The organism is Allobosea sp. CCNWLY174, assembly GCF_037120455.1.
GTDB lineage: Bacteria > Pseudomonadota > Alphaproteobacteria > Rhizobiales > Beijerinckiaceae > Allobosea > Allobosea lupini.
The window spans coordinates 39,705-64,246 of the sequence record NZ_JBBBBQ010000010.1 but is presented as its reverse complement, the minus strand read 5'-3'; the positions used below and the strand labels follow the sequence as shown (position 1 = coordinate 64,246).

23 protein-coding genes are annotated in these 24,542 nt (G+C 67.1%); 9 read left to right on the top strand and 14 right to left on the bottom strand.

The annotated features are described in order from the left end of the window. Window positions 1–285: 285 nt before the first annotated feature. The 6 genes from ahcY to V7S63_RS23600 all read right to left on the bottom strand — a co-directional run bounded on the left by ahcY (window position 286) and on the right by V7S63_RS23600 (window position 5,846). Complete coding sequence (gene ahcY / locus V7S63_RS23625) at window positions 286–1,686, bottom strand: adenosylhomocysteinase (RefSeq protein ID WP_442896510.1); 1,401 nt, start codon at window positions 1,684–1,686, stop codon at window positions 286–288. 276 nt (window positions 1,687–1,962) lie between these two features. Next, on the bottom strand, window positions 1,963–2,295 hold the full coding sequence (locus tag V7S63_RS23620; protein ID WP_091835672.1) for an HPr family phosphocarrier protein: 333 nt from the start codon (window positions 2,293–2,295) through the stop codon (window positions 1,963–1,965). Window positions 2,296–2,326: 31 nt separating this feature from the next. Then, window positions 2,327–2,728, bottom strand: coding sequence for a PTS sugar transporter subunit IIA (locus tag V7S63_RS23615; protein WP_057189350.1), 402 nt, complete (start codon window positions 2,726–2,728; stop codon window positions 2,327–2,329). 106 nt (window positions 2,729–2,834) lie between these two features. Beyond that, window positions 2,835–3,287, bottom strand: a complete 453-nt coding sequence (locus tag V7S63_RS23610; protein WP_336532023.1) for an HPr kinase/phosphorylase — start codon at window positions 3,285–3,287, stop codon at window positions 2,835–2,837. Further along, window positions 3,284–5,080 carry a stimulus-sensing domain-containing protein gene (locus V7S63_RS23605; protein ID WP_442896509.1) on the bottom strand — a complete coding sequence of 599 codons (1,797 nt, stop codon included), beginning with the start codon at window positions 5,078–5,080 and terminating at the stop codon, window positions 3,284–3,286. The genes V7S63_RS23610 and V7S63_RS23605 overlap by 4 nt, the downstream gene beginning before the upstream one ends. 64 nt (window positions 5,081–5,144) lie before the next feature. Next, window positions 5,145–5,846 (bottom strand): response regulator transcription factor, encoded by a 702-nt coding sequence (locus V7S63_RS23600; protein ID WP_091835682.1) that lies wholly within the window; start codon window positions 5,844–5,846, stop codon window positions 5,145–5,147. Between the two features lie 147 nt (window positions 5,847–5,993). Between V7S63_RS23600 and V7S63_RS23595 the strand changes: the two genes are divergently transcribed. From V7S63_RS23595 to V7S63_RS23585, 3 genes are all read left to right on the top strand, one after another. Then, window positions 5,994–6,743 carry a HugZ family pyridoxamine 5'-phosphate oxidase gene (locus tag V7S63_RS23595; protein WP_091835685.1) on the top strand — a complete coding sequence of 250 codons (750 nt, stop codon included), beginning with the start codon at window positions 5,994–5,996 and terminating at the stop codon, window positions 6,741–6,743. Between the two features lie 212 nt (window positions 6,744–6,955). Further along, window positions 6,956–8,566 carry a phosphoenolpyruvate carboxykinase gene (locus V7S63_RS23590; protein WP_336532022.1) on the top strand — a complete coding sequence of 537 codons (1,611 nt, stop codon included), beginning with the start codon at window positions 6,956–6,958 and terminating at the stop codon, window positions 8,564–8,566. A gap of 37 nt (window positions 8,567–8,603) precedes the next feature. Continuing rightward, window positions 8,604–9,614, top strand: a complete 1,011-nt coding sequence (locus V7S63_RS23585; protein ID WP_100964460.1) for an Lnb N-terminal periplasmic domain-containing protein — start codon at window positions 8,604–8,606, stop codon at window positions 9,612–9,614. Between the two features lie 55 nt (window positions 9,615–9,669). On the opposite strand, the gene V7S63_RS23580 is transcribed toward V7S63_RS23585, so the two are convergent. Next, window positions 9,670–10,410, bottom strand: a complete 741-nt coding sequence (locus V7S63_RS23580) for a M48 family metallopeptidase (RefSeq protein WP_336532021.1) — start codon at window positions 10,408–10,410, stop codon at window positions 9,670–9,672. Between the two features lie 52 nt (window positions 10,411–10,462). Continuing rightward, window positions 10,463–11,764, bottom strand: a complete 1,302-nt coding sequence (locus V7S63_RS23575; RefSeq protein WP_336532020.1) for a polyhydroxyalkanoate depolymerase — start codon at window positions 11,762–11,764, stop codon at window positions 10,463–10,465. Window positions 11,765–11,948: 184 nt separating this feature from the next. Here V7S63_RS23575 and V7S63_RS23570 point away from each other — a divergent pair, with 184 nt between their 5' ends. The 3 genes from V7S63_RS23570 to V7S63_RS23560 all read left to right on the top strand — a co-directional run bounded on the left by V7S63_RS23570 (window position 11,949) and on the right by V7S63_RS23560 (window position 14,418). Continuing rightward, a complete protein-coding gene (locus V7S63_RS23570) occupies window positions 11,949–13,298 on the top strand; it encodes an ActS/PrrB/RegB family redox-sensitive histidine kinase (RefSeq protein ID WP_336532110.1) in 1,350 nt (449 codons plus the stop codon). Between the two features lie 85 nt (window positions 13,299–13,383). Continuing rightward, window positions 13,384–13,953, top strand: coding sequence for an ActR/PrrA/RegA family redox response regulator transcription factor (locus V7S63_RS23565; RefSeq protein ID WP_158673581.1), 570 nt, complete (start codon window positions 13,384–13,386; stop codon window positions 13,951–13,953). 15 nt (window positions 13,954–13,968) lie between these two features. Continuing rightward, on the top strand, window positions 13,969–14,418 hold the full coding sequence (locus V7S63_RS23560) for a group III truncated hemoglobin (protein WP_336532019.1): 450 nt from the start codon (window positions 13,969–13,971) through the stop codon (window positions 14,416–14,418). Window positions 14,419–14,423: 5 nt separating this feature from the next. On the opposite strand, the gene V7S63_RS23555 is transcribed toward V7S63_RS23560, so the two are convergent. After that, window positions 14,424–14,873, bottom strand: coding sequence for a hypothetical protein (locus V7S63_RS23555; protein WP_336532018.1), 450 nt, complete (start codon window positions 14,871–14,873; stop codon window positions 14,424–14,426). A 108-nt stretch (window positions 14,874–14,981) separates the two neighbouring features. After that, window positions 14,982–15,446: an MmcB family DNA repair protein gene (locus tag V7S63_RS23550; RefSeq protein ID WP_091835711.1), complete on the bottom strand. Its 465-nt coding sequence runs from the start codon at window positions 15,444–15,446 to the stop codon at window positions 14,982–14,984. 80 nt (window positions 15,447–15,526) lie between these two features. Here V7S63_RS23550 and V7S63_RS23545 point away from each other — a divergent pair, with 80 nt between their 5' ends. Both V7S63_RS23545 and V7S63_RS23540 read left to right on the top strand, forming a co-directional pair. Beyond that, window positions 15,527–16,546 (top strand): MraY family glycosyltransferase, encoded by a 1,020-nt coding sequence (locus V7S63_RS23545; RefSeq protein WP_336532017.1) that lies wholly within the window; start codon window positions 15,527–15,529, stop codon window positions 16,544–16,546. Beyond that, the gene (locus V7S63_RS23540) at window positions 16,543–17,472 is read left to right on the top strand and encodes an NAD-dependent epimerase/dehydratase family protein (RefSeq protein WP_336532016.1); all 930 of its coding nucleotides are present in this window, start codon (window positions 16,543–16,545) and stop codon (window positions 17,470–17,472) included. The genes V7S63_RS23545 and V7S63_RS23540 overlap by 4 nt, the downstream gene beginning before the upstream one ends. Here V7S63_RS23540 and V7S63_RS23535 read toward each other — a convergent pair. The 3 genes from V7S63_RS23535 to V7S63_RS23525 all read right to left on the bottom strand — a co-directional run bounded on the left by V7S63_RS23535 (window position 17,393) and on the right by V7S63_RS23525 (window position 21,647). Then, a complete protein-coding gene (locus V7S63_RS23535; protein WP_336532015.1) occupies window positions 17,393–19,360 on the bottom strand; it encodes an SDR family NAD(P)-dependent oxidoreductase in 1,968 nt (655 codons plus the stop codon). The genes V7S63_RS23540 and V7S63_RS23535 overlap by 80 nt on opposite strands. 57 nt (window positions 19,361–19,417) lie before the next feature. Continuing rightward, window positions 19,418–20,014 carry a TetR/AcrR family transcriptional regulator gene (locus tag V7S63_RS23530; protein ID WP_091835720.1) on the bottom strand — a complete coding sequence of 199 codons (597 nt, stop codon included), beginning with the start codon at window positions 20,012–20,014 and terminating at the stop codon, window positions 19,418–19,420. A gap of 154 nt (window positions 20,015–20,168) precedes the next feature. Further along, window positions 20,169–21,647, bottom strand: a complete 1,479-nt coding sequence (locus V7S63_RS23525; protein ID WP_336532014.1) for a cobyric acid synthase — start codon at window positions 21,645–21,647, stop codon at window positions 20,169–20,171. Between the two features lie 260 nt (window positions 21,648–21,907). Here V7S63_RS23525 and V7S63_RS23520 point away from each other — a divergent pair, with 260 nt between their 5' ends. Continuing rightward, window positions 21,908–23,059, top strand: a complete 1,152-nt coding sequence (locus V7S63_RS23520; RefSeq protein WP_336532013.1) for an aminotransferase — start codon at window positions 21,908–21,910, stop codon at window positions 23,057–23,059. On the opposite strand, the gene V7S63_RS23515 is transcribed toward V7S63_RS23520, so the two are convergent. Beyond that, window positions 23,060–24,460 carry a hypothetical protein gene (locus V7S63_RS23515; protein ID WP_336532012.1) on the bottom strand — a complete coding sequence of 467 codons (1,401 nt, stop codon included), beginning with the start codon at window positions 24,458–24,460 and terminating at the stop codon, window positions 23,060–23,062. It abuts the gene before it with no gap. Between the last annotated feature and the right edge of the window lie 82 nt (window positions 24,461–24,542).

Genomic DNA, 24,542 nt, shown 5'->3' with positions numbered 1-24,542 from the left:
CGAATCAGTGCCACTGTAATCACCGCACGACTCCGGCAGGAAGTGCTTAATCGACGGTAAAGGCCAAATGGCGACGGCCGGATTTGAGGTCACCAGAGGAGCGTCAACAAGTTGATGCCAGCTGCCGTTTCGCATCTATTAGTAGTATGAAAGGCTGCGGCCGGCCCCGAACGCAAAAAAGCCCGGCGCAAGGCCGGGCTTTCGAAAGATGGGCGCCTCGTCCGGGAAACCGGTTCCCGATGCGCGATGTCGCTTCGCCCGGCCGGCAGCCGCCGGGCGAGGGCGTCAGTAGCGATAGAGCTCCGGCTTGAACGGGCCGGCCTGCGCGACGCCGATATACTTCGCCTGAGCGTCGTTGAGCTTGGTCAGCTTGGCGCCGACCTTGGCGAGGTGGAGCGCCGCGACCTTCTCGTCGAGGTGCTTGGGCAGGGTGTAGACCTTGTTCTCGTACTTGGCGTGATGGTTCCAGAGCTCGATCTGAGCCAGCGTCTGGTTCGAGAACGAGCAGGACATCACGAAGGACGGGTGGCCGGTCGCGTTGCCGAGGTTCACCAGGCGGCCTTCCGAGAGCAGGATGATGCGCTTGCCGTCGGGGAACTCGATCTCGTCGACCTGCGGCTTGACGTTGTCCCACTTGAAGTTCTTCAGGCCGGCGACCTGAATTTCCGAGTCGAAGTGGCCAATGTTGCAGACGATGGCGCGGTGCTTCATCGCGCGCATGTGGTCGACGGTGATGACGTCGAGGTTGCCGGTCGCGGTGCAGAAGATGTCGGCGCGCGGCGCGGCATCTTCCATGGTGACGACCTCATAGCCTTCCATCGCCGCCTGCAGGGCGCAGATCGGGTCGATCTCGGTGACGAGCACGCGGCAGCCGGCCTGGCGCAGCGAGGCGGCCGAGCCCTTGCCGACGTCGCCATAGCCGGCGACGACCGCGACCTTGCCCGACATCATCACGTCGGTGCCGCGGCGGATGGCGTCGACCAGCGACTCGCGGCAGCCATAGAGGTTGTCGAACTTCGACTTGGTGACGCTATCGTTGACGTTGATCGCCGGGAACGGCAGGCGGCCCGCCTTTGCGAGTTCGTAGAGGCGGTGCACGCCGGTGGTGGTCTCCTCGGAGACGCCCTTGATCGCGGCGCGGGTCTTGGTGAACCAGCCCGGATTGGCCGTCAGCTCGCGCTTGATCAGCGCGAAGAAGATCGTCTCTTCCTCATTGCCCGGCTTGTCGAGGAAGGCGGCGTTGCCGGCCTCGGCCTCGGCGCCGAGGATGATCAGCATGGTCAGATCGCCGCCATCGTCGAGGATCATGTTCGGCGTGCCGCCGTCGCCCCAGGTCGCGGTGCGCAGCACGTACTCCCAGTACTCCTCCAGCGTCTCGCCCTTGATGGCGAAGACCGGGGTACCGGTGGCGGCGATCGCCGCGGCGGCATGATCCTGGGTCGAGAAGATGTTGCAGGACGACCAGCGCACGTCCGCGCCGAGCTCCTTGAGGGTCTCGATCAGCACGGCGGTCTGGATGGTCATGTGCAGGCAGCCGGCGATGCGGGCGCCCTTGAGCGGGGCCTTGCCCTGGTGCTCGGCGCGGATCGCCATCAGGCCCGGCATCTCGTCCTGGGCCATGTTGATTTCCTTGCGGCCGTAATCCGCGAGGCTGATGTCCTTGACGACGTAATCCTGCTTCGACACGGGGAGGCTCCAATCGATCGTTCTTTGAATGATGGCGGCTCTCTAGCAGGGAGCCTGCCGGAAGGCAATCAAAGATATAAAGATGTCTTTATATCCGCAGCAAACCGCGCGGCAAACCCTGCTCCGGGGCCGCGGCTGCGGCCACCAGCCTTTTCCCGGATGCGACGGATCGAGAGGCGCCCGGTCATGAGCATTCGGAAAAAGCCGATCAGGGAACGAGCATGACGATGCGGTCGACAGACGCGGACGGCGCCGAGAGCGCGCTTTATTCGCCGCCTATTCGCCCTCGCCGAACCGGTCGGCGACGAGCGCGCCCAGTGCCTGCAGCGCATCCTTGGCGTCGGCGCCCTTGGCGACCACGGTAATGGTCGAGCCGATGCCGGCGCCGAGGGTCAGGATGCCCATGATCGAGGTGGCGCCGACCGTCTCGCCGCAGCGAGACACGGTGATATCGGCATCGAACTGACTGGCGCATTGCACGAATTTCGCGGTGGCGCGGGCGTGCAGGCCCTTCTTGTTGACGATCTGGAACTCGCCATAGACGGCACCGGCCGGGATCTCGACCTCGGTGCAGTCGCAATCTTCGTCGCGGATCTCGTCTTCGCGCATGCCTTGCACGCCGAACCTCACTTACCCGAACTCATTTGCCCGCGAGCACGCGGCTGGCCACCGTGATGTATTTCCGGCCCGCATCCTGCGCGCTGCTGACGGCCTCGTCGAGGGTCTTCTCCTCGCGCACGCTGGCGAGCTTGATCAACATCGGCAGATTGATGCCGGCAACGACATCGATCCGGCCCGGCTCCATCACGGAGATGGCGAGATTGGAGGGTGTACCGCCGAACATGTCGGTGAGGACGATCACGCCCTTGCCGGTCTCGACCTGCTCCACCGCCGCGATGATGTCGCGCCGACGGCCCTCCATGTCGTCATCGGGGGCGATGGCGATGGTGGCCAGATTGGCTTGCGGGCCAACGACATGCTCGAGCGCGGCGCGGAATTCCGTCGCCAGGTGCCCATGCGTAACAAGCACGAGTCCGATCATTCAGTCCCACCGAAGAGCGCCCATCGGCGCCCGGACAAGGTCGCGGTTTATGCGGCAGGTGCGAAGGATAGGCAAGGCGCTTGTCTCGAACTCGTCGAAAAGCAATTCAATCAGAGCCGGCGAACAGTGCAAGCGCCGTCAGGATCAGACGTTCGTCGCCGGCCCTCGGCAGCACGGACAGCCGCGGCAAGGTGATGCCTGCGATGGCCTCGACCAGCGCCTCCGGCTCCGGCATGCGCTCGGGCTCGCTGCCGCAATCGATCACCAGCCGGAGCACCGCCGCGGCCAGATGCGGCTCCGGCGTCAGGCCTAGGCCACGGCGCTCGACGAGGCCCTCGATCGGCGGCACCGGCGCAGCGAGGAGGCGGCCGGCCTTGACGGCAATTTCAGTGCGATCGTCGGCGATCAGCCTGGCGAAACGGTCCTGCGATTGCGCCAGCCCGACCAGCGCCAGGGCCAGGGTGGACTTACCGGCACCGGAGGGGCCGCGGATCAGGATGCCGGCCTCGCCGATCACGACGGCACTGGCATGCAGGCGAAGCGGAGGCGCCGCGCTCATGCCGGCTGCACCGCGGCCGGCAGGCGCACTATGAAGCGGGCGCCGAGCCGCTTGTCCTCGCCTTCCGACTGCTCGGAGGCATAGCGGTTCTCGGCCCGGATCGTGCCGCGATGGGCTTCGACGATCTGGCGCGAGATCGACAGGCCGAGGCCGGAATTCTGGCCGAAGCCGCTTTCGGGCCGGTCGGTGTAGAAGCGCTCGAAGATCCGCTCCAGCGCATGGGGCGGAATGCCGGGACCGTCATCCTCGATGGTGATCAGCACGTCGCCGGCGACACGCGAGAGCTTGACCCTGACCGGCTTGTCGGCCGGCGAGAAGGAGCGAGCGTTCTCGATCAGGTTGACGAAGACCTGGCCGAGGCGGGAGTCGTGGCCGAGCACGCGGAAGGGATCCGCGCCCGGGCGCTGGCCGCCACGCCGGTCGACCGTGAGCTCGACGACCGGCTGGCTATCGCGGCGGATCTGGTTCTGGACCGAGACGACCGCCTCGACCAGCTGGGCAACGTCGAGCGGGACGGCATCGTCGCGCGCGAGCTCGGCATCGAGGCGCGAGGCGTCGGAGATGTCGGTGATCAGCCGATCAAGCCGCTTCACGTCATGGCGGATCACCGCGAGCAGGCGGCCCCGCGAGTCCTCGCTCTTGGCCAGCGGCAGGGTTTCGACGGCGCTGCGCAGCGAGGTCAGCGGGTTCTTCAGTTCATGGGCGACGTCGGCGGCGAAGCGCTCGATCGCCTCCATGCGATTGTAGAGCGCCTGGGTCATCTCGCGGAACGAGCCGGAAAGATGGCCGATCTCGTCATGGCGGCTGGAGAAGTCCGGGATCTCCTCGCGCGACTTGACGCCGCGGCGGACGCGCTGGGCGGCGTCGGCGAGCTTGCGGATCGGCTCGGCGATGGTCCCGGCGAGCAGCACCGAGAGGATGATCATCACGCCGGCCGCGACCGCGAAAACCTGGAAGATGGCGTAGCGCTCGGAGGCGATGACGGCGTCGATGTCGCCGCCTTGGGTCGACAGCAGCAGCGCGCCGCGCACGGCCCGGAAGCGCTGCACCGGCACCGCAACAGAGACGATGGTCTCACCGCGGGTGTTGACGCGCACCACGCTAGCCGGCGAGCCGGCGAGCGCCCGGGCGACCTCGGTATAGGACCTGCCATTGGCGTTGGCGAAATCGTCATAGGCCGGCACGTCGGCGCGGCCGAGCCGGTTGCGCAGCAGGTTCCAGGTTCGTTCGAGCAAGGGCGGCTCGTCGCTCTCGCCGATGCGCGGCAGATCGAGCCGCAGGATGTCGCCACGCGAATAGAGGTTGCGCGAATCCAGCGTCAGCATCCCGTCCTTGTCGTAGATGCGGGCGCGCGTCTTGGTCGGCGTCACCAGCCGGCGCAGCAGCGGAGCGACCTTTTCCGGATTGATCGAGAAATCGAGCGGATCCTCGGCGATGGCGCCGCTCTCGCCGGCCTGCATCTGCAGGAGCTTGTCGGGATCGATCGCGATCGTGTCGGTTTCGACCGTGGCGGAGGCGGCGATGGCGCCGGCGATGATCTCGCCCTGGGTCAGAAGGCTCTGCACCCGAGCCTCGATCAGGCCCTCGCGGAACTGGTTGAGATAGAGGAAGCCGACGAGCAGCGCGACGAGGCCGGCGAGGTTAAGGACGACGATGCGCCGGGTCAGGCTGGAGGCCGCGCGCCCGGAGATGGCGCGCAGCATGCGGCGGCCGAACAGCGCGGCACGACGACGCAGCGTCAGCCCCGGCCGCGGCCCGCCGGTGCGGGCCCCTTCCTGTTCGATGGTCGCCATGAGCGGCTCATACCCTGTCCCGGTGCCCGCGCAAACGTCATCGCGGCGTGCGCCGGGGTGCTTCTCAGGACTCCTTGAAGCGGTAGCCGACGCCGTAGAGCGTCTCGATCATGTCGAAATCGACATCGACCTGATTGAACTTCTTGCGCAGGCGCTTGATGTGGCTGTCGATGGTGCGGTCGTCGACATAGACCTCGTCGTCATAGGCCGCGTCCATCAGGGCGTTGCGGCTCTTGACCACGCCCGGGCGCTGCGCCAGCGACTGCAGAATCAGGAACTCGGTGACGGTCAGCGTAACCGGCTCGCCCTTCCAGGTGCAGGTGTGGCGCTCCGGATCCATCCGCAGCAGACCGCGCTCCAGCGCCTTGGCATCCTCGGTGCGCGGTGCCGCGCTCGCATCCTTGGCGCCGGCCCGGCGCAGGATCGCCTTGACGCGCTCGACCAGCAGGCGCTGCGAGAAGGGTTTGCGGATGAAGTCGTCGGCGCCCATCTTCAGGCCAAAGAGCTCGTCGATCTCCTCGTCCTTCGAGGTCAGGAAGATCACCGGCAGGTCGGATTTCTGACGCAGGCGGCGCAGCAGCTCCATTCCGTCCATGCGCGGCATCTTGATGTCGAAGATGGCGAGGTCGGGCGGATTCTGCTTCAGACCGTCCAGGGCCGAGGCGCCATCCGTATAGGTCTGGATGCGATAGCCCTCGGCTTCCAATGCGATCGAAACCGAGGTCAGGATGTTGCGGTCGTCATCGACCAGCGCAATGGTTGGCATAAGCTTTTCCGGCTCTTTGTGTGCTGGCGTTACAATCAAAGGGTCCACTCTCGCGCGAGAACGGCCAAAGCATGGCTGCAATCTAGCCAAGCCAAGGCGGTTTCGCTACGTCTGCCCGCGAAAACCTTCAAGACGGCGAAAAGTGCCATGGCGACCGATCCGATCAGGCCGACAGATGCCAGCGCACGCGGATTGGCGCGCGGCCTCCTGCGCAGTGCGCGCTCGGCATCCCTTGCGACGCTGACGCCGGAAGGCCACCCTTTCGCCAGCCTGACCAGCCTCGCCACCGATATCGATGGCACGCCGCTGATCCTGGTGTCCTCGCTTTCCGGCCATACCGGCAACCTCGTCGCCGACCCGCGCTGCTCGCTGCTGATCGCGCCGGGCGGCAAGGGAGATCCGCTCGCCCATGCCAGGATCACGCTGCTGGCCACGGCGGAAAAGGTCGAGCGCGAGTCGGAATTCGGCCGGCGCGCGCGCCGTCGTTTCCTGGCACGCCAGCCGAAGGCTTCTCTTTACGTCGATTTTCCCGATTTCTCGTTCTTCGCGCTCAGGCTCCAGCGTGCCAGCCTAAATGGCGGCTTCGGCCGCGCTTACGAGCTCGAGGCCGCCGACGTGCTCAGCGATTGCTCACAGGCCGGGGCGCTGATCGAGGCCGAGGAAGGTGCGGTCGACCATATGAACGAGGACCATGCCGAAGCGATCGGGCTCTACGCCACGAGGCTGCTCGGCGGCGAGGACGGCGCCTGGCGCCTCTCCGGCGTCGATCCCGACGGAGCCGACCTGATGCTCGGCGACAAGGCGCTGCGCCTGCCCTTCGACGAGCCGGTGACGACGCCGGACGCGCTGCGCAGAACCCTGGCTGCCCTCGCCGGCAAGGCCCGCGAGGCCGCCTGAGCGCGGCGATTCACCACAGCTGAATTTTTCAAACGATTTAAATTTACTAAGGCCATTCGTGAGCCGGCCTCGTGACTTGAGCCGGCGTCATCATCCGCCTAAAGAGCCCTCCACTTCACCGGCCCATCAGGGTCATGGCGGGATTCTTGCTCCCGCTTCAATTACGGCGCCGGCATCGCCAGGCGACGGCTTCTCGGCAGGAGGAATTGCCAGTGGAGACCATCGGTCACGTCAACCCGAACAACGGCGCCGACTCGTTCGGCTTCCGTGGGCTCAAGGCGGTCTACTGGAACTTCGAGGCGGCGCGCCTCTATGAGGAATCGCTGCGGCGCGGCGAATCCCAGCTCGCCCGTGGCGGCGCGCTCTGCGCCGACACCGGCAGCCATACCGGCCGCTCGCCCAAGGACAAGTTCGTCGTCAAGGACGCACTGACCGAAAAGACGGTGTGGTGGGAGAACAACGGCGCGATCTCCTCTGAACAGTTCGAGACCCTGCTCGGCGACTTCATCAAGCACGCCGAAGGCAAGGAGCTGTTCGCGCAGGACCTCTATGGCGGCGGCGATCCGGCCCACCGCGTCAAGGCTCGGGTCTTCACCGAGATGGCCTGGCACTCGCTGTTCATCCGCAACCTGCTGATCCGGCCCGAGGCCGGCGATATCGCGAGCTACGTGCCCGAGTTGACGATCGTCGACCTGCCGAGCTTCAAGGCCGATCCGGCCCGCCATGGCTGCCGCAGCGAGACTGTCATCGCCATCGATTTCTCGCGCAAGATCGTGCTGATCGGCGGCACCGCCTATGCCGGCGAGATGAAGAAGTCGGTCTTCACCTATCTGAACTACACCCTGCCGGCGAAGGGCGTGGTGCCGATGCACTGCTCGGCCAATGTCGGCTCCAAGGACGATCCGGCGGTCTTCTTCGGCCTCTCCGGCACCGGCAAGACGACCCTCTCGGCGGATCCCGACCGCACCCTGATCGGTGATGACGAGCATGGCTGGTCGAAGGAGGGCATCTTCAATTTCGAGGGTGGCTGCTACGCCAAGACCATCCGCCTCTCGGCCGAGGCCGAGCCGCAGATCTTCGCGGCCTCGCAGCGCTTCGGCACGGTGCTCGAGAATATCGTCATGGATCCGATCTCGCGCGAGGTCGATTTCGACGACGAGACCAAGACAGAAAATACGCGCTCGGCCTATCCGCTCGACGCCATCCCGAACGCCTCGCGCACCGGCCGGGCCGGCACGCCGAAGAACATCGTGATGCTGACCGCCGACGCCTTCGGCGTGATGCCGCCGATCGCCAAGCTGACCCCGGCCGAGGCGATGTACCATTTCCTCTCCGGCTACACCGCCAAGGTCGCCGGCACCGAGCGCGGGCTGGTCGGCGTCCAGCCCGAGTTCTCGACCTGCTTCGGCTCGCCTTTCCTGCCGCGCCACCCGTCGGAATACGCCAATCTGCTGCGCGACTTCATCGCCAAGCACCATGTCGACTGCTGGCTGGTGAACACCGGCTGGACCGGGGGCGGCTACGGCACCGGCCGGCGGATGCCGATCCGCGTGACGCGTCGCCTGCTGACGGCGGCGCTCGACGGCTCGCTCAACCGCGCCGACTTCCGCCGGGACCCTTATTTCGGTTTCGCCGTTCCCACTTCGGTGCCCGGTGTCGAGCCGCACATCCTCTACCCGGTCAAGACCTGGCAGGATAAGGCCGCCTTCGCCGAGACGGCCAAGAAGCTGGTCGGCATGTTCGCGGAGAATTTCAAGAAGTTCGAGGCCCATGTCGACGACGCCGTGAAGGCCGCGGCACCGACGAGCTCTCTGGCGGCTTGAACACAATCCGCGCAAAAGCGTGCTAAGGGAGGCGGCGATGAGCCGCCTCTTTTTCGTTCTGCTGCAGCTGCTGCTGACGCTCGCCGCCCTCGGTGCCACCGCCTGGGGCGCGGGGCTTCTGATATTCCGCCTGCCCGGTGCGATCGGCATCGTCGGCGCGATCGGCTTCGGCCTCGCCGGTCTCGCCGGCACGATCGGCATCTGGAGCGGCGCGCCGCGCCTGCCGCTCGCCTTCGCCGTGCTCTTCATCGGCCTGCTCGGCTGGTGGGCCGGGCTCAAGCCTTCGCATGAGCGGAACTGGATCCCCGAGCTCGCACATCTGCCGCAGATGAGCGTTGCCGAAAACCGCCTGACGGTGACCAATCTGCGCCATTTCACCTGGCGGACGGAGAGCGACTACGACCAGCGCTGGGAAACCCGCAGCTATGACCTCTCGCGCATCCAGGGCGCCGATCTCTTCCTGTCCTACTGGTCGGGCGAGGCAATCGCGCATCTTCTGATCAGCTTCACCTTCGCAGACAGCGAGCCGCTGACGATCTCGATCGAGATCCGGCGCGAGAAGGGTGAGGAATGGTCGGCGCTGGCCGGCTTCTTCCGCAATTACGAGATGGCCTATGTCGCCGCCGACGAGCGCGACCTGATCGGCCTGAGAACCCAGGCGCGCGGCGAGGACACCCGGCTGTTCCGGCTGAGCGCCACGCCGCAGCAGGCGCGCGACCTGCTCCTCGCCTATGCCGCGGACGTCAACCGCCTGGCGCAGGAGCCGCGCTGGTACAACACGCTGACCACGAACTGCACCACCGTGGTCTACCATCTCGTCGGCCAGGTCGCGCCCGGCTGGAGGTTCTCGCTGCCGCTCGATCCGCGCGTCCTGCTCTCGGGCTACCTGCCGGGCTATCTCCGCGACATCGGCGCGGTCCGCCAGGACATGCCGCTCGACGAGCTGGTGAAGCTGAGCCATATCGGCGAGAAGGCGCGCAGCCTGAAGCCCGACAGTCCGGAATTCTCGCGGGTCATCCGCGAGGGCGTGCCAACCGGTAATTTTTGATATCGCATTTTCTTCACGCGAACCGGTGACCACTTCGCTTGAAAATGCTCAAGGCTCAACCATAGCCGTGCAGGCTCGCGCCATGGCGCTTGAGCCAGGCCTCCGCCTCCTCGGTGCGCGGGCAGAGCTTGTGCGTCAGCGCCCAGAAGCGGTGCGAATGGTTCATCTCCTTGAGATGCGCGACCTCATGGGCAGCGAGATAGTCGAGCACCAGCGCCGGCGCGAGGATCAGGCGCCAGGAGAAGCTGAGATGCCCCTTCGAGGAACATGAGCCCCAGCGGCTGGTAGTATCGCGCAGCGTGATCTTGCGCGCGGGGATGCCGAGCACGGCGGTATGCGTGCGCACCGCCTTCTCGAGATCGGCCAGCGCCTCGCGGCGCAGGAAATCCGTGACCCGGCGCGCGACATGGGCTGCCTCGCCGCAGACCGCGATGATCGGCTCGCCCTCGGCCGAGAGCGTGGCACGGGTCACACCGCGTACCTTGGTCCAGTGCACGATGCGGTGCGGGACGCCGCGCAGCGGCACGACCGCACCCGGCTCGAAGGCGACGCCCTGCGGACGCTTGGCGAGGCGCGCCGCGATCCAGCCGCCATGCTTCTCGGCGAAGACGCGGCCGGTCGCGAAGTCGACGCGCTCGGGCAGCGTCAGGGTGATCTCGCCCGTCGCCTGCGAGACGCGCAGCGTCAAGCGGCGCGCCGTCGCGCGCCGCTTGACGCTGACCGGGTAGAGCGTGCCGGCATGGGCGACCTCGATCCGGTCGGGATCGGGCTGGCGCCTGAACAGGGAGAACCGCATCCCGGCGATTGTGCGGGATTCGCAGCGGAAGCGGAAGGGGGCTGAGCTTAACTCAGCCCGCGACCTTCAGCGCCTTGCGCGCCGTCTGCGCGGTCTCGTTGCGGCGCTCCTTGGCTGCCTTCATGTCGAGGGTCAGCATGAAGTCGGCAATGCGCGGCGCGATCTCGGAGCGGAAGCGCGAGCCGTTGAAGACACCGTAATGGCCGACGCCCTTCTGCAGGTACTCGACCCGCATGTCGTCGGGGATGTTGACGCACAGATCATGCGTCGCCCTGGTCTGGCCGACGCCGGAGATGTCGTCTTTCTCGCCTTCGACCGTCATCAGCGCGACGCTGCGGATCGCCGTGAGGTCGACCAGCTTGCCGCGATGCATCATCTCGCCCTTGGGCAGAGCGTGCTTGACGAAGACGGTGTCGACGGTCTGCAGGTAGAACTCGGCGGTCAGGTCCATCACCGCCATGTACTCGTCGTAGAAGTCGCGATGCTTCTCGGCCGAATCGCCGTCACCGGCGATGAGATGCTTGTACATGTCGTAATGCGCAGTGAGATGGCGGTCGAAATTCATCGCCATGAAACCGGAGAGCTGCATGAAGCCGGGATAGACCTCGCGGAAAGCGCCGAGATGCGGGAACGGCACGCGGGTGATGCAGTTGCGGCGGAACCAGTCGGTGCCGCGCTCCATGGCAAGCTGGTTGACCGCGGTCGGCGAGCAGCGCGTGTCGATCGGCCCGCCCATCAGCGTCATCGAGCGCGGCGACGAGGGATCGCTCTCGGCCTCCATGCGGGCGATCGCGGCGAGCACCGGCACGGAAGGCTGGCAGACGGCCATGACATGGGTGTCGGGGCCGAGCTTGTGCAGCATGGCGATGACGTAATCGACATAGTCGTCGAGATCGAAGCGGCCGGCCGAGAGCGGCACTAGGCGGGCATCGACCCAGTCGGTGATGTAGACCTCGTGATCGGGCAGGAAGGCCTCGACGGTGCCGCGCAGCAGCGTGGCGTAATGGCCCGACATCGGCGCGACCAGCAGCACCTTGGGCTGCGGCTTGCGGCGACCTTCGATCTTGCGGTCGAAATAGACCAGGTTGCAGAAGGGACGCTGCCAGACGACGCGCTCCTCGACCGCGACCTTGACGCCGCCCATCGTGGTGGTGTCGAGGCCGAAGGCCGGCTTGCCGTAGCGGCGCGTGGTGCGCTCGAACAATTCGCAGGAGGCGGCGATCGTGCGGCCGAACGGGGTATAGGTCAGCGGGTTCGCCGGGTTCTTGAAGGCGAGCTGCATGGCGTCGGACATGGCCCGCGCCGGGCTGACCATCATATGAACCGCCTCATAGGCGTGATAGGCGAACGACATGGCGGCCCCTTCGCTCTTTCGCAGCGCCGCATCCCACGATGCAGTGCAGCAAGGGAACGCAGCCTAAGTAGAATTTGTTCTGATTCAATCGTCCAAAGGGCTAAGATTTCCTTGTGATGCCGATTAGCCACAACGTCCACCTTCCCGTCCGCTTGCGGCATTGCGAAAATTGCGCGCCGTGACGATCGCCGACCTCGTTCCTTCCGCTCCTGGCGGCACACCCCGGCATCTGCGGCTCGACACGCTGGTACGCCTGCGCTGGCTGGCGATCGCCGGCCAGAGCGTCGCCGTCGCCGGCGTGCATTTCGGGCTCGGCTTCTCGCTGCCGTTCGGCTGGTGCTTCCTCGCCATTGCCGTCTCGGCCTGGCTCAACATCGCCCTGCGCATCCGCTTCCCGCTCAGCCACCGCCTGCGGGAAGGCGCGGCGACGGCACTGCTCGGCTTCGACATCTTGCAGCTTGCGGCCCTGCTCTATCTCACCGGCGGCCTGCAGAACCCGTTCGCGATCCTGTTCCTGGCGCCGGTGATGATCTCGGCGACGGCGCTGCCGCCGCGACACACGCTGGCGCTCGGGCTGCTCGCCGCCGGGCTCGCGACGCTGCTCACCATCCTGCACTGGCCGCTGCCCTGGGCCGGGAGCGAGCGCCCGGTGCTGCCGCCGCAATACCAGCTCGGCAACTGGATCGCGCTTTTGCTCGGGCTCGGCTTCACCGGCATCTATGCCTGGCGCGTCGCCAAGGAGGCGCGCGATCTGTCGGAGGCGCTGGCCGCGACCGAGCTCGTGCTGGCGCGCGAGCAGCACCTCTCGCAGCTCGACGGCCTCGCCGCCGCCGCTGCCCATGAGCTCGGCACGCCGCTCGCCACGATCGCGCTGGTCGCCCGCGAGCTCTCGCGGCTCGCCCCGGCCGAAGGCGAGATGGCGGAGGACATCACCCTGCTGCGCGAGCAGGTCGAGCGCTGCCGCGGCATCCTCGGCAAGCTCGCCTCGCTGCAGGACGACGATGCCGGCCCGCTCGACCAGCTTTCGCTCAGCCTCTTGATCGAGGAGGCCGCCGGGCCGCAGCGGCCCTTCGGCGTGCCGTTCGAGATCGCGCTGATCGGCGAGAAGCCGGAGCCGGTCTGCCGACGCAATCCCGGCATGAACTACGGGCTCGGCAATATCGTCGACAACGCCGTCGACTTCGCTCGTTCCAAGGTGACGATCACGGCGCAGTGGACCGACGAAGCCGTCATCCTGACCATCGCCGATGACGGGCCGGGCTTCACGCCGGAAGTGCTGCTGCGGGCGGGCGATCCCTATCTTTCGCGCTCGCATGCCAAGGAATCGCGCGCCGGCGGCGGCCTCGGCCTCGGCCTGTTCATTGCCAAGACGCTGCTGGAACGCAGCGGCGCGACGCTGGAATTCTCCAATCTACCTTTGCCGGCGACCGGCGCCAGCATCCGCATTACCTGGTTGCGGGCCGTGTTCGAACGCGATGATCGACCCAGCGGACCTTCAAACCCGGAGCTTTTGGCACCATATGCGACAGAATGAGGCGTTGCGGCGTTTCAGCGCGTCGCGCAATCGGTAGAATGGATCGTGAGCCGGACAGTTACCCGCCCGGCAGGAGATGATGGCGATGGACACGGCGCCGATGACAGGCGAGCTCACCGATACGGCCGGCAGGGACATGTCTCTTCTGCTCGTCGACGACGATAAGCCGTTCCTGACCCGCCTCGCCCGCGCAATGGAAGGCCGCGGCTATTCGGTCAGGATCGCAGAATCCGTCCAGGCCGGGCTTGCCGCGGTCGAGGAGGCGGCGCCGGCCTATGCGGTGATCGACCTGCGCCTCGGCGACGGCAACGGCCTCGACGTGATCGCCCGGCTCAAGGAGAAGCGCCCGGATGCGCGCGGGGTCGTGCTGACCGGCTATGGCAACATCGCGACCGCGGTCAGCGCGGTGAAGCTCGGCGCTTATGACTTCCTCGCCAAGCCCGCCGATGCCGACGAGATTCATTCTGCGCTGGCCGCCGGGCCGAACGCCCGGCCGGTGCCACCGGAAAACCCGATGTCGGCCGACCGTGTGCGCTGGGAGCACATCCAGCGCGTCTACGAGCTATGCAGCCGCAATGTCTCGGAAACGGCCCGCCGGCTCGGCATGCACCGGCGCACCCTGCAGCGCATCCTGGCCAAGCGCGCGCCGCGATGAACTAAGGTTTGGGCATTGCCTTCTCAGAAAGCCGGCGAGCACTTTTCTGAGCAAAGCTCTGCGGCACTCCCCGAGCGCATCAGCGAAGAGCTGATCGCTGAGCTGGTCGACACCTTCTATGGCCGGGTACGGCTAGACCCGCTGATCGGCCCGATCTTCCTCGACAAGCTCGGCGACGACTGGGACGCCCACCTCGCCAAGCTGCGCGATTTCTGGTCGTCGGTAACGCTGATGAGCGGGCGCTATCGCGGCAAGCCACAGCAGGTCCACATGCCGCTGCCGCTCCAGATGCAGCATTTCGAGCGCTGGCTCGCGCTGTTCGAGCAGACGGTCACCGAGCTCTGCACCGGCCCGGCCAAGTTTCTGTTCATCGACCGCGCCCGGCGCATCGCCGACAGCCTGCAGATCAGCCTGAACATCGACCCGAAGGCGCTGGCCCTGCCGGAGCGCAGCACCTCCGGCTGAGCTACTCAACACCGGAGTCTCGACAAGCGCCAGCGATGACTCAGCGAGGCGATGTCGCCGATCTTCCAGAGTTCGCCGACACGCACGAAGTCATAGCGGATATGGTTGGGCTCGCCGAAGTTCCGGAAACGGACGTCCACTGCAGCGCGGTTGTCGCCAGCCTTGGTCTCGATCCGTAGCGTGCGCGCGATTTCCCTGTCGTCGTAATCGTTTCCGCTGCTCGTAATGGCAAAATCGATGCAGAGGTTCTCGGTCTTGTCATCGGCGGCGAACAACCTGACGAGACCGGGCTGGAAATAGCGGGCGCGATTCTCGGGCGCGCGCAGCCGCCCGATCGAGCTCTGCGTCAGGCCGCCGGCATATATGCCGCGCACAATCGTTTCGGGCGTCTCCGCAGAGGCCGTCCCGACAGCAAGAAAGCTGAGGGCAGCGGCCGAAACCACGAGCCTGTACATCATTTCGATACCTGCAAACGGCCGGCGAGCCCGAACCTGCTAGCTCAGATCTTACCCAAGGTCACGTGCCCCGATGCGGTAACCCGGTCACGCGGAAAGACGCGGCTCTCAACCCAGCTCCGGATCCTCGATGCCGGAGAGCCGCCCCGCCGCCAGCCTGGCAAAGGCGATGGTCAGCATCTTCCGGCGCGCCGGCGCCAGCTGATGGCGCGGCGGCTCGCGCAACAGCTCGCCGCCGAAGGCATCGGCGACGATCAGGCCGACATCCTCGGGCAGGATCTCCAGCGGGAATTCAGGCGCGACCGCAAAGAGGAAGCCGTCGCAATAATCGCGATAGTCCGGCCATTTGCCGTCGACGCGATAGTCCTCGATCCCCGATTTGACCTCGACCACCAGCAGTTCGCCGGATGGCGAGAGCGCGACGATATCGCCGCGCCGGCCATTGGCGAAGGTCATCTCCTTGACGATGGCATAGCCGCGCTCGCGCAGATGGCGCGAGGCGCCGCGGCAGACGGCACGGGTGATCTCCGGCCGCGCAGGCGGCGGATTGAGGGCGGAATCGGAGAGTGCCATGCTCACTATGTTCTGCTTTTGTGCTCGCCGATGCAAGAGCTGCTTGCGATGACCGCCGGCATGGCTATGGTCCGCCCGCCTTGGAACGTTTCGCGCCCCTCCTGCTGATCGCGCTTGCCGCCGGCCTGGCCTATGGGCTGTGCTTGGCCCTGCGACCCTTGATGATGCGCTATGCGCTGGCGCGGCCGAATGCCCGCTCCAGCCACCGCACGCCGACACCACAGGGCGGCGGCATCGCCGTGCTCTCCGGTGCCTTCCTGGCGCTCGGGCTCGCACTGGCCTTCATTCCGATGGATGCGGGGGCCCGGCACGGGCTCGTCCTGGTCATGGTCGCCTCCGCTTTGCTGGCCGTCGTCGGCGCCTGGGACGACATCAGGCCACTCTCGCCGGCGCTGCGCCTGCCGCTGCAATTCCTCTGCGTCGGCATCGTCGTGTTCTACGCCGCACCCGACGTGCGGCTGCTGCCGGGAGCGCTGCCGCTCTGGGCCGAGCGCGGCCTTGCCCTGATCGCCGGCGCCTGGTTCGTCAACCTCGTCAACTTCATGGACGGGATCGACTGGATCACCCTCGCCGGGCTGGTGCCGCTCGCCGCTGCGATCGCGCTCGCCGGCGGCTACGGCATCGTCGATCCCGCCACCGGCCTGCTTGCCGCGGCGTTACTGGGCGGGCTGCTGGGCTTTGCGCCGCTCAACAAGCCGGTCGCGCGCATATTCCTCGGCGATGTCGGGGCTTTGCCGCTTGGCCTGCTTGGAGCGTATCTGCTCTACCGCCTCGCCGGCACCGGCGCGCTGACCGCGGCGCTGATCCTGCCGCTTTATCATGTGATGGATTCGACGATCACGCTGCTGCGCCGCTTGGCGCGAGGCGAAAAGGTCTGGCAAGCGCACCGTTCGCACTTCTACCAGCAGGCGACTGATAACGGTTTCAAGGTGATCGAGATCGTCGAGCAGATCGGCCTGCTCAATCTTGGCCTCATCGCCCTCGCGGCGCTCAGCATCGCCGTGCCCGCACTCTGGGCGCAGCTCGGCAGCCTGTTGATCGCGCTGGCGCTCACGATCGGCTTGCTGCGCCGCTTCTCGCGCAAGCGGGCGCGGCCATGAGCGAACGCATCCTGCTCACCGGCGCGAGCGGCTTCGTCGGCCGGCATGTGCTTGATGACCTCGCGGCGCGCGGCTATCGCGTGCGGACGGCAGGGCGGAGCGCAACCCCTGCCAGCCCCGATGTCGAGCATGTCGCGATCGGCGATCTCGGCGCGCCGGTCGACTGGCAGCCGCTGCTCGACGGCGTCGATCACGTCGTCCACAGCGCCGGATTGGCCCATGCCGACGGCAACATTCCGGGGGAGCGCTACCGGGCTGTGAACACCGAGGCGACGCTGGCACTGGCGCGGGCAGCGCAGGCGGCAGGCGTGCGCCGCTTTATCTTCCTGTCCTCGATCCGGGCGCAGAGCGGGCCGATCAGCGAGCAGCCGCTGAGCGAGATCGATACGCCTGCGCCGAGCGATGCCTATGGCCGCTCCAAGCTCGCGGCAGAACAAGGCCTCGCCGGGCTCGATCTCGACTGGGTCGCACTGCGGCCGGTACTGGTCTATGGGCCGGGAGTGAAGGCCAATATGGCGGCGCTCCTCAAGCTGGCAAAGCTGCCCGTGCCGCTACCGCTCGGCGCGCTCTCGGCCAGGCGCTCGCTGCTCGCGATCGAGAATCTCTCCGCGGCGATCGCCTTCGCCCTGACGCAGGCCTGCCCGGCGCGGCGCAGCTACATCGTTTCTGATCCGGAACCCCTGTCGGTCGCGCAGATGCTCGCCGCGATGCGGGCCGGCCTTGGACGAGGGCCTGGGCTGATCCCGGTCCCGTCGGCGCTGCTGGCGCTGGCGGCTCGGCTCGCCGGGCGCAGCGCTGCCTATGAGCGATTGGCGAACGGGCTCGTCGCCTCGCCGGCTGCGCTGATCAAGGCTGGCTGGCGGCCGCCCGCGGCGACGAAGGCTGCGCTGGCGCAACTGGCGGCAAGCCGGGCCGACGCCGGCTGAAATCGGGGATCGCGGCTTCGAGCACCGCCTCGGCGCCGAGCCTGTCCTGTGCCGCCAGCGCCCGCTCGAGCTCTTCGAGCCAACCTTGCATGCGTTCGCGCCCGGCGAAGATCGGCTTGGCCGCCATCACGCCGTCGAGCCCGGTCTCGGCCATCGGCTCGTCCTTGGCGAAGAGGATCTCGTTCAGGCGCTCACCCGGCCGGACGCCGGTCACGGCGATCTCGATGTCGACGCCCGGCTCATAGCCGGCGAGGCGGATCATGCGCTCGGCAAGATCCATGATCTTGAGCGGCTGGCCCATCTTCAGCACATAGACGGCGGCGCGCTCGTCCTGCGCCTCGTGCTCGGGCGCATGCGAGGCCGAGGTCAGCACGAGGTCGCAGGCCTCGCGGATCGTCATGAAGTAGCGGATCATCTCCGGGCTGGTCACGGTGACCGGCCCGCCGCGCTCGATCTGCGCCTTGAACTTCGGCACCACCGAGCCGACCGAGCCAAGCACGTTGCCGAAGCGGACCGCGACGAGGCGCGTGCCGCGATTGCCATTGGCGAACTCGGCATCGCGTGCCTGGGCGTACATCTCGGCGAAGCGCTTGGTCGCGCCGAGCATCGAGACCGGCTCGATCGCCTTGTCGGTCGAGATCATCACGAAGATGCCGGCGCCGGCAGCGATCGCCGCCTCGATGGCGACGACCGAGCCGAAGATGTTGGTCTTGATGCCCTCGCCCCAGTCGGCCTCGAGATAGGGCACATGCTTCAGCGCGGCGGCATGGATGACGATGTCGGGCGCGAAGGCCTTGAACAACGGGCCGAGGCGCGCCTCGTCGCGGACATCGGCGAGCGCACCGGTGACCCGCATCGGGAGATCCTGGGCGGCCAGCGCCTCGGTGACGTGGAACAGCGCCGGCTCGGAATTCTCGACGACGAGCAGTTCCACCGCGCCGAAGGCAGCGCAGCGCAGGCAGATCTCCGAGCCAATCGAGCCGCCGCCGCCAGTGACGATGACGCGCTTGCCCTTGAGAAAGCCTTCAAGCCGCGCCCGATCGATCTTGACGGAGGGGCGCACCAGGAGATCCTCGATCTCGAGCGGCGCCAGCTCATTGCCGCGCATGCCCTCGCCGAGCGTATCGAGCCGCGAGATCGGGATGGCGAGCTTGCGGGTGTGGGCGAGCCATTTGTCCGGCTCAGCCTCGGGCGCGAGCGCGCTCGGCGTCGCGACGATGCGGCGGAACGGCTCCCCGCGCTCGCTGGCGTCGGTCGCGATCGTCTCTATCTGCGAGAGCAGGCCGAGCACTGGCACGCCGCGGATGGACTGCCCGAGATCATCGGGCCTCGGCGAGAGGACGCCGGCCGGCCGCATCTTGCCCATCGCGCCCGATTCCATCGCCCGGATCACGATTTCGATGTCGACGGCGCGGCCGAGCAGCAGGGCCGGGAGGCTGGACCCGCGCGCGGCCTGGTGCTTGGAGCGGGAGTATTTGAAGTAGCGATAGGCCAGGCGCGGCCCCCCGAGGAGCGCGATCTGCACCAGCCAATAGAGGACGATGGTGATCTTGCCGAAGAAATAATAGCCGTAGAGGTTCTGCGCGACGAGCACGTAGTCGACGACCAGCAAGGTCAGGGTCAGGACCGTGACCGCCCGGACGATGTTCGAGAGATCCGGCAGCGAGGCGAAACGCCATTTCGAGCGATAGAGCTGGAAGAACCAGTACACTGCCCCGGCATAGGCGACGAAGAAGGGCAGGATCTTCGGCAATTGCCGCATCCGCTCCTCGAACAGCCAGCCATCGAAACGCACGGCGAAGACGAAGACGATCGCGAGCGCGGTCATCGCCAGGTCGTGGGCGACCACGGCGAGCTTCTTGGCGCTCTGTTTGGTGAGATTCAGCATGCGCGGCGGGGTATCCCGCTCCGCCAGCGCCTTGTCAACGCAGGTCGGAGCTGCCGGTCAGGCAGCGGAGCGGACAGCGCCCAGCCCGGCGAGGATGAAATCGATCATCTCCTCGACGGTCGGGCCGGGAAGCTCGGCACATTGGGCGAGCAGGAGCGGATGACAGAAGCGCAGCATCGCCATGCGGACGCAATGGGTCGCGGTGACCGGATCGCGGGCGGTGAACTCGCCCCTGGCGATGCCGTCGGCGACGACCGAGCGCAGGATCGCGTCATAGCGCTCGATATGGCCGCGGACGACGTCCCAGCTCTCCTCCATCGCGCAGGCGACCATTTCATGCAGGCGGTGATTGTCGAGATAGCGGGCCGCATTGATGCGGCAGGTCGCAGAGAGGATGTCGCGCAGGCGCTCGCTCGCAGGACGCTTCTCGGCGGCGATCGCGGCTACGGTCGCTTCGAGCTCGCTCATCGAGCGCTCGGCGACGGCCTCGTTGATCGCCTTCTTCGAGTCGAAGAAACGATAGACATTCGCCGGGCTCATGCGCAGCGACTTGGCGATATCGGCGACAGTGGTCTTCTGATAGCCGATCTGGCGGAAGAACCGCTCGGCGACATCGATGATGTCGTGCCTCGTATCGCGCTCTACTGTGCTCATGCCACAGCAACTTCCCGGTCTGATGACTTGTTCCCATAGGCCGTCTGCGGACGCCATCGTTGCCTATGACGAATTTCGTCAGTCGTCAACAAATTGAACGGCAAAGCTTTATTTGTGTCCTCCTGACAGTTTTTCGCGGAACAACCGTTCGATGTCAGGAGCGCGATCGCGCCAGTGCGAGGATGGCGTCGATGTCGAGATGGCGCTCCAGATGCCCGGCCAGGCGGTCGAGCGCCGCCTCCACGGCCGGTTCATAGGCTTCTCCCTCCGCCAGCGGCTTTCCCGCCAGGTTTTCGAGCCAGGCGCGGCGCAGCGGGTCGCAGGTCAGGACGCCATGGAGATAGGTCCCGACCACCCTTCCGTCGGCGCTGCGAGCCCCTTCCGACCGACCGTCGACGCGGAACGGCGCCCGCACGCGGTCCGGCCCGTCGCTGACGCCGAGATGGATCTCGTAGGCGCGGCCCGCCGTGCCGCTCTCCGGATGGACGACCGCGACCTCGCGCACCGTCTTGTCCGGCGTGAGCTCGGTCTCGATGTCGAGCAGGCCGAGCCCAGGGGCGGCGCCGGCCGGGCCTTCGAGCCCGAGCGGGTCGCGCACGCTCCGGCCGAGCATCTGGTAGCCGCCGCAGAGACCGAGGACATGGCCGCCGCGGCGGCGATGGGCGAGGATGTCGATGTCCCAGCCTTCCTCCCGCAGCCTGGCGAGATCGCGCAGCGTCGTCTTCGAGCCCGGCAGGATCACCAGGGCGGCGTCACCCGGCAATGGCGTGCCCGGGCCAACGAAGACAAGCTCGACGCCGGGCTCGAGCTTGAGCGGATCGAGATCGTCGAAATTGGCGATGCCGGGCAGGACCGGCACGGCGATCTTCAGCCCGCCATCGCGAGCCGGGGCGCCGCGGACCAGGTCGAGCCCGTCCTCGGCCGGCAGGCGCGCAGCATCGGCGAACCAGGGCACGACGCCGAGGCTCGGCCAGCCGGTCGCCCGGGTGATCGTGTCGAGCGCCGGGGTGAACAGGCCGACATCGCCGCGGAAGCGGTTGATGGCGAAGCCGCGGATCATCGCTCGGTCCTCGGCATCGAGCACGGCATGGCTGCCGACGAGACTGGCGATGACCCCGCCGCGGTCGATATCGCCGACGAGGATCGCCGGAACGCCGGCAGCGCGCGCAAAGCCGAGATTGGCGATGTCGCGGGCGCGCAGATTGGTCTCGGCCGGCGAACCCGCGCCCTCGACCAGGATCAGGTCGGCGCCATCGCTCAGGCGCTCGAAGCTCTCCAGCACCTTCGGCAGGAAATCGCCGCGGCGGCTGAAATCCCCGGAGGAGAGATGGCCGGCGACGCGGCCCTGCAGGATGATCTGGCTGCCGCGCTCGCTCTCCGGCTTGAGCAGCACCGGGTTCATGTCGACATGGGCGGCGATCCGGGCCGCACGCGCCTGCAGCGCCTGGGCCCGGCCGATCTCGCCCTGTGCGGTCGCGGCGGCGTTGTTCGACATGTTCTGCGGCTTGAACGGGCGCACTTTCAGCCCGCGATCGGCGAAGAGGCGGCAGAGGCCGGCGACGAGCAGCGACTTGCCGACATTGGAGCCGGTGCCGAGCACCATCAGGGCAGGGATTCGGTGGGAGGGATGCATGGAGCCTGCCTAGCCCGCTTCCAGCCCCAGAAAAAGCTCACCGATCCACGCCAGCGTCCCACGGCTCCAAAGGGGCGAAGAAACCGCGGAAGTGCTGTCGTGAACCGGCTGAGGGGTAGAAGACACTGACTACTGACGAATGTCAATATTCATCACTTCGCATAATCTGCCGCTTTTTCGGGACGATGCACACCGGCGTTGCGCGTGCTATGGCGGCATCCGAGCCTTTCCGCCCGCCTTCCCGAGTGAAGCCAGCCGCGATGAACCCGATCTTTTCCGCCCTTCCGACGACGATCTTCGAGACCATGTCGCGGCTCGCGCGCGAGCACCAGGCCGTCAACCTCGGCCAGGGCTTTCCCGACGACCCCGGCCCCGAGGACGTCCGCCGCAAGGCGGCGCAAGCCGTGATCGAGGGCTGGAATCAGTATCCGCCAATGATGGGCCTGCCGGAGCTGCGCCAGGCGACGGCGACGCATTTTCGGCATTGGCAGGGTCTGGAGCTCGATCCGGAGGCCGAGGTGATGATCACCTCCGGCGCAACCGAGGCGATCGCCGGCGCGCTGATGGCGATCGTCTCGCCCGGCGACGAGGTCGTGCTGTTCGAGCCGATGTACGACGCCTACCTGCCGCTGGTGCGGCGCGCCGGTGGCATCCCGAAATTCGTGACGCTGACGCCGCCGCATTTCGGGCTGAGCGAGGAGGCGCTGGCGAAAGCCTTTTCGCCGAAGACCAGGGTGGTGCTGTTCAACAATCCGCTCAACCCGACCGCGACCAATTTCAGCGAGGCCGATCTCGACCTCCTGGCCTCGTTCTGCATCCGGCACGATGCGGTCGCGATCTGCGACGACGTCTGGGAGCATGTCGTCTTTGACGGCCACCGCCATCAGCCATTGATGAGCCGGCCGGGCATGCGCGAGCGCACGGTCAAGATCTCCTCGGCCGGCAAGATCTTCTCGCTGACCGGCTGGAAGGTCGGGATGGTGATGGCGGCGCCCGAGCTGATGCGCGTGCTCGCCAAGGCGCACCAGTACATCACCTTCACCACGCCGCCGAACCTGCAGGCGGCGGTCGCCTATGGCCTGGGCAAGGCCGACGGGTATTTCGAGGGAATGCGCGCCGATTTCCAGCGCTCGCGCGATCGCTTCGCAGGCGGCCTCAGCGATCTCGGCTTCAGCGTGCTGCCGAGCGCCGGCACCTATTTCCTGAATGTCGACATCGCCCCGCTCGGGCAAAGCGACGACGTCGCCTTCTGCCAGCGGCTGGTCGCCGAGCACGGCGTCGCCGCGATCCCGGTCAGCGCCTTCTATGCGGAAGGGGCGGTGCGCAATGTCGTGCGCTTCTGCTTCGCCAAGCACGACGCCACGCTCGACAAGGCGCTGGAGAGGCTCGCTGCCCTGCGCGTCAGGGCCTGATCAGCTCTTCCGAAGGGTCTCGACGAGGACTGCGGCCCGCCGCAGTTTCGGCTCACGCCGCTTGGCCTCGGCCGCGAGCCCGAGCCCGCGCAGCGTCTCGATCGCCATGACGAGCTCGGTGGTCGCCCTTTCGGCCTCGGCGCGGTGGCGGATGCGCTCGGCCAGCTCCAGCCGCGCCTCGGCCCGGTTCGCGGCGCTCTCAGCCCAGAGCGAGGGCACGATCTCGCGACGCCTGACCTCCAGCGCCGCGTCGAAGGCAGCGATCGCCTCTTCCAGCACGACCGGCTCGTTGTAATAGCGGGCGAGGCCGACCAGCGCGGCGCCGATCCGGTCCTGCACCTCGGCCCAGTCGAGCGGGACGTTCTCGCGCGGCCGGTCGTCGAGCACCAGCTTGAAGCAGTTCACCGCCGCTTCGAAAGCCGAGACGCCGCTGGCACGAAGGCCAAGCGCGACATGGGCCTTGCCGAGCTCCCATTGCAGGCGGCCCCATTCGCGCGGCATGTCGGCGCGCGTCATCCCTGACAGCCCGGCGCGAAAGGCAGCGACTCCGTCGTCGAGCAGGCCGGCATCGTCCTCGATCTCGCCGAGCCGGGCCAGCGCCTCGCCCAGCCTGGTCTGAAGCGCGGTCCAGAGGCGCGGCGCCTTGGCGCGAGTCAGGTCCTCCAGCGTCGTGCGGTAGATCTCGACCACCTGGCGCAGCAGGGCGCTGCCGCCTTCATAATGCGACAGCCCGGTAAGCGAGCGCGCCAGCCTGAGCTGGGTCTCGGCCCAGAGCACGGTCTGGTCGAAATTGTCGAGCTTGGCGAGCATGCCGCGCAGCTGGCCGATCGACGCGACGAAGGCGGCCTTGTCGGAAAAGTCGGCGCCGCGCCGCGCCAGCGCATCGGCCTGCATCCAGGCATAAGTCAGCCCGCTGCCACCTTCGGCCGAATCGGCGATCAGCGCGGCCTCGGCATAGCGCTCGGCGGCCTCGCGATAGGCTTGCGGATTGAGGTGCAGCATCGCCACGGCTCCACGATCGGCGCGGCCGGCGGCGGCGGCGAGCAGACGATCCCGGGAGAGCGCATCGGGAGCAGCGGCGCCATCGAGATTGCGCTGCTCAGCCAAAGCGAGCAGGCGATCAGCTTCGGCGAGCCGGCCGTCGGCCAGCGCCTGAATGGCCTGTCCCTGGAGCCGGTCGCGCTCGGGATCGTTCCCGGACGGCTTGGCGAGCCGGGCCTGCAGGCTGCGGAAATCCCCGGCGCGGCGCGCCAGGTTGTTCTCGATGCGGGTGAAATCGGGCTTGCCGGAAGCGTCGCCCATCGAGGCGAGCACGCCCAGCAGCAGCGCGGGGGGAACGCCCTCGCGCTGCGAGACACGGGCAAGGATGGCGGCGAGTTCCGGATTCACGTTTCCCGTCACCCTAGATCACGGTGATCGATCCCAAGAACCCAGAGCAGGATCTCAGCGACAGACCGGTTCCCACTTTGCGGATCCTGCTCTC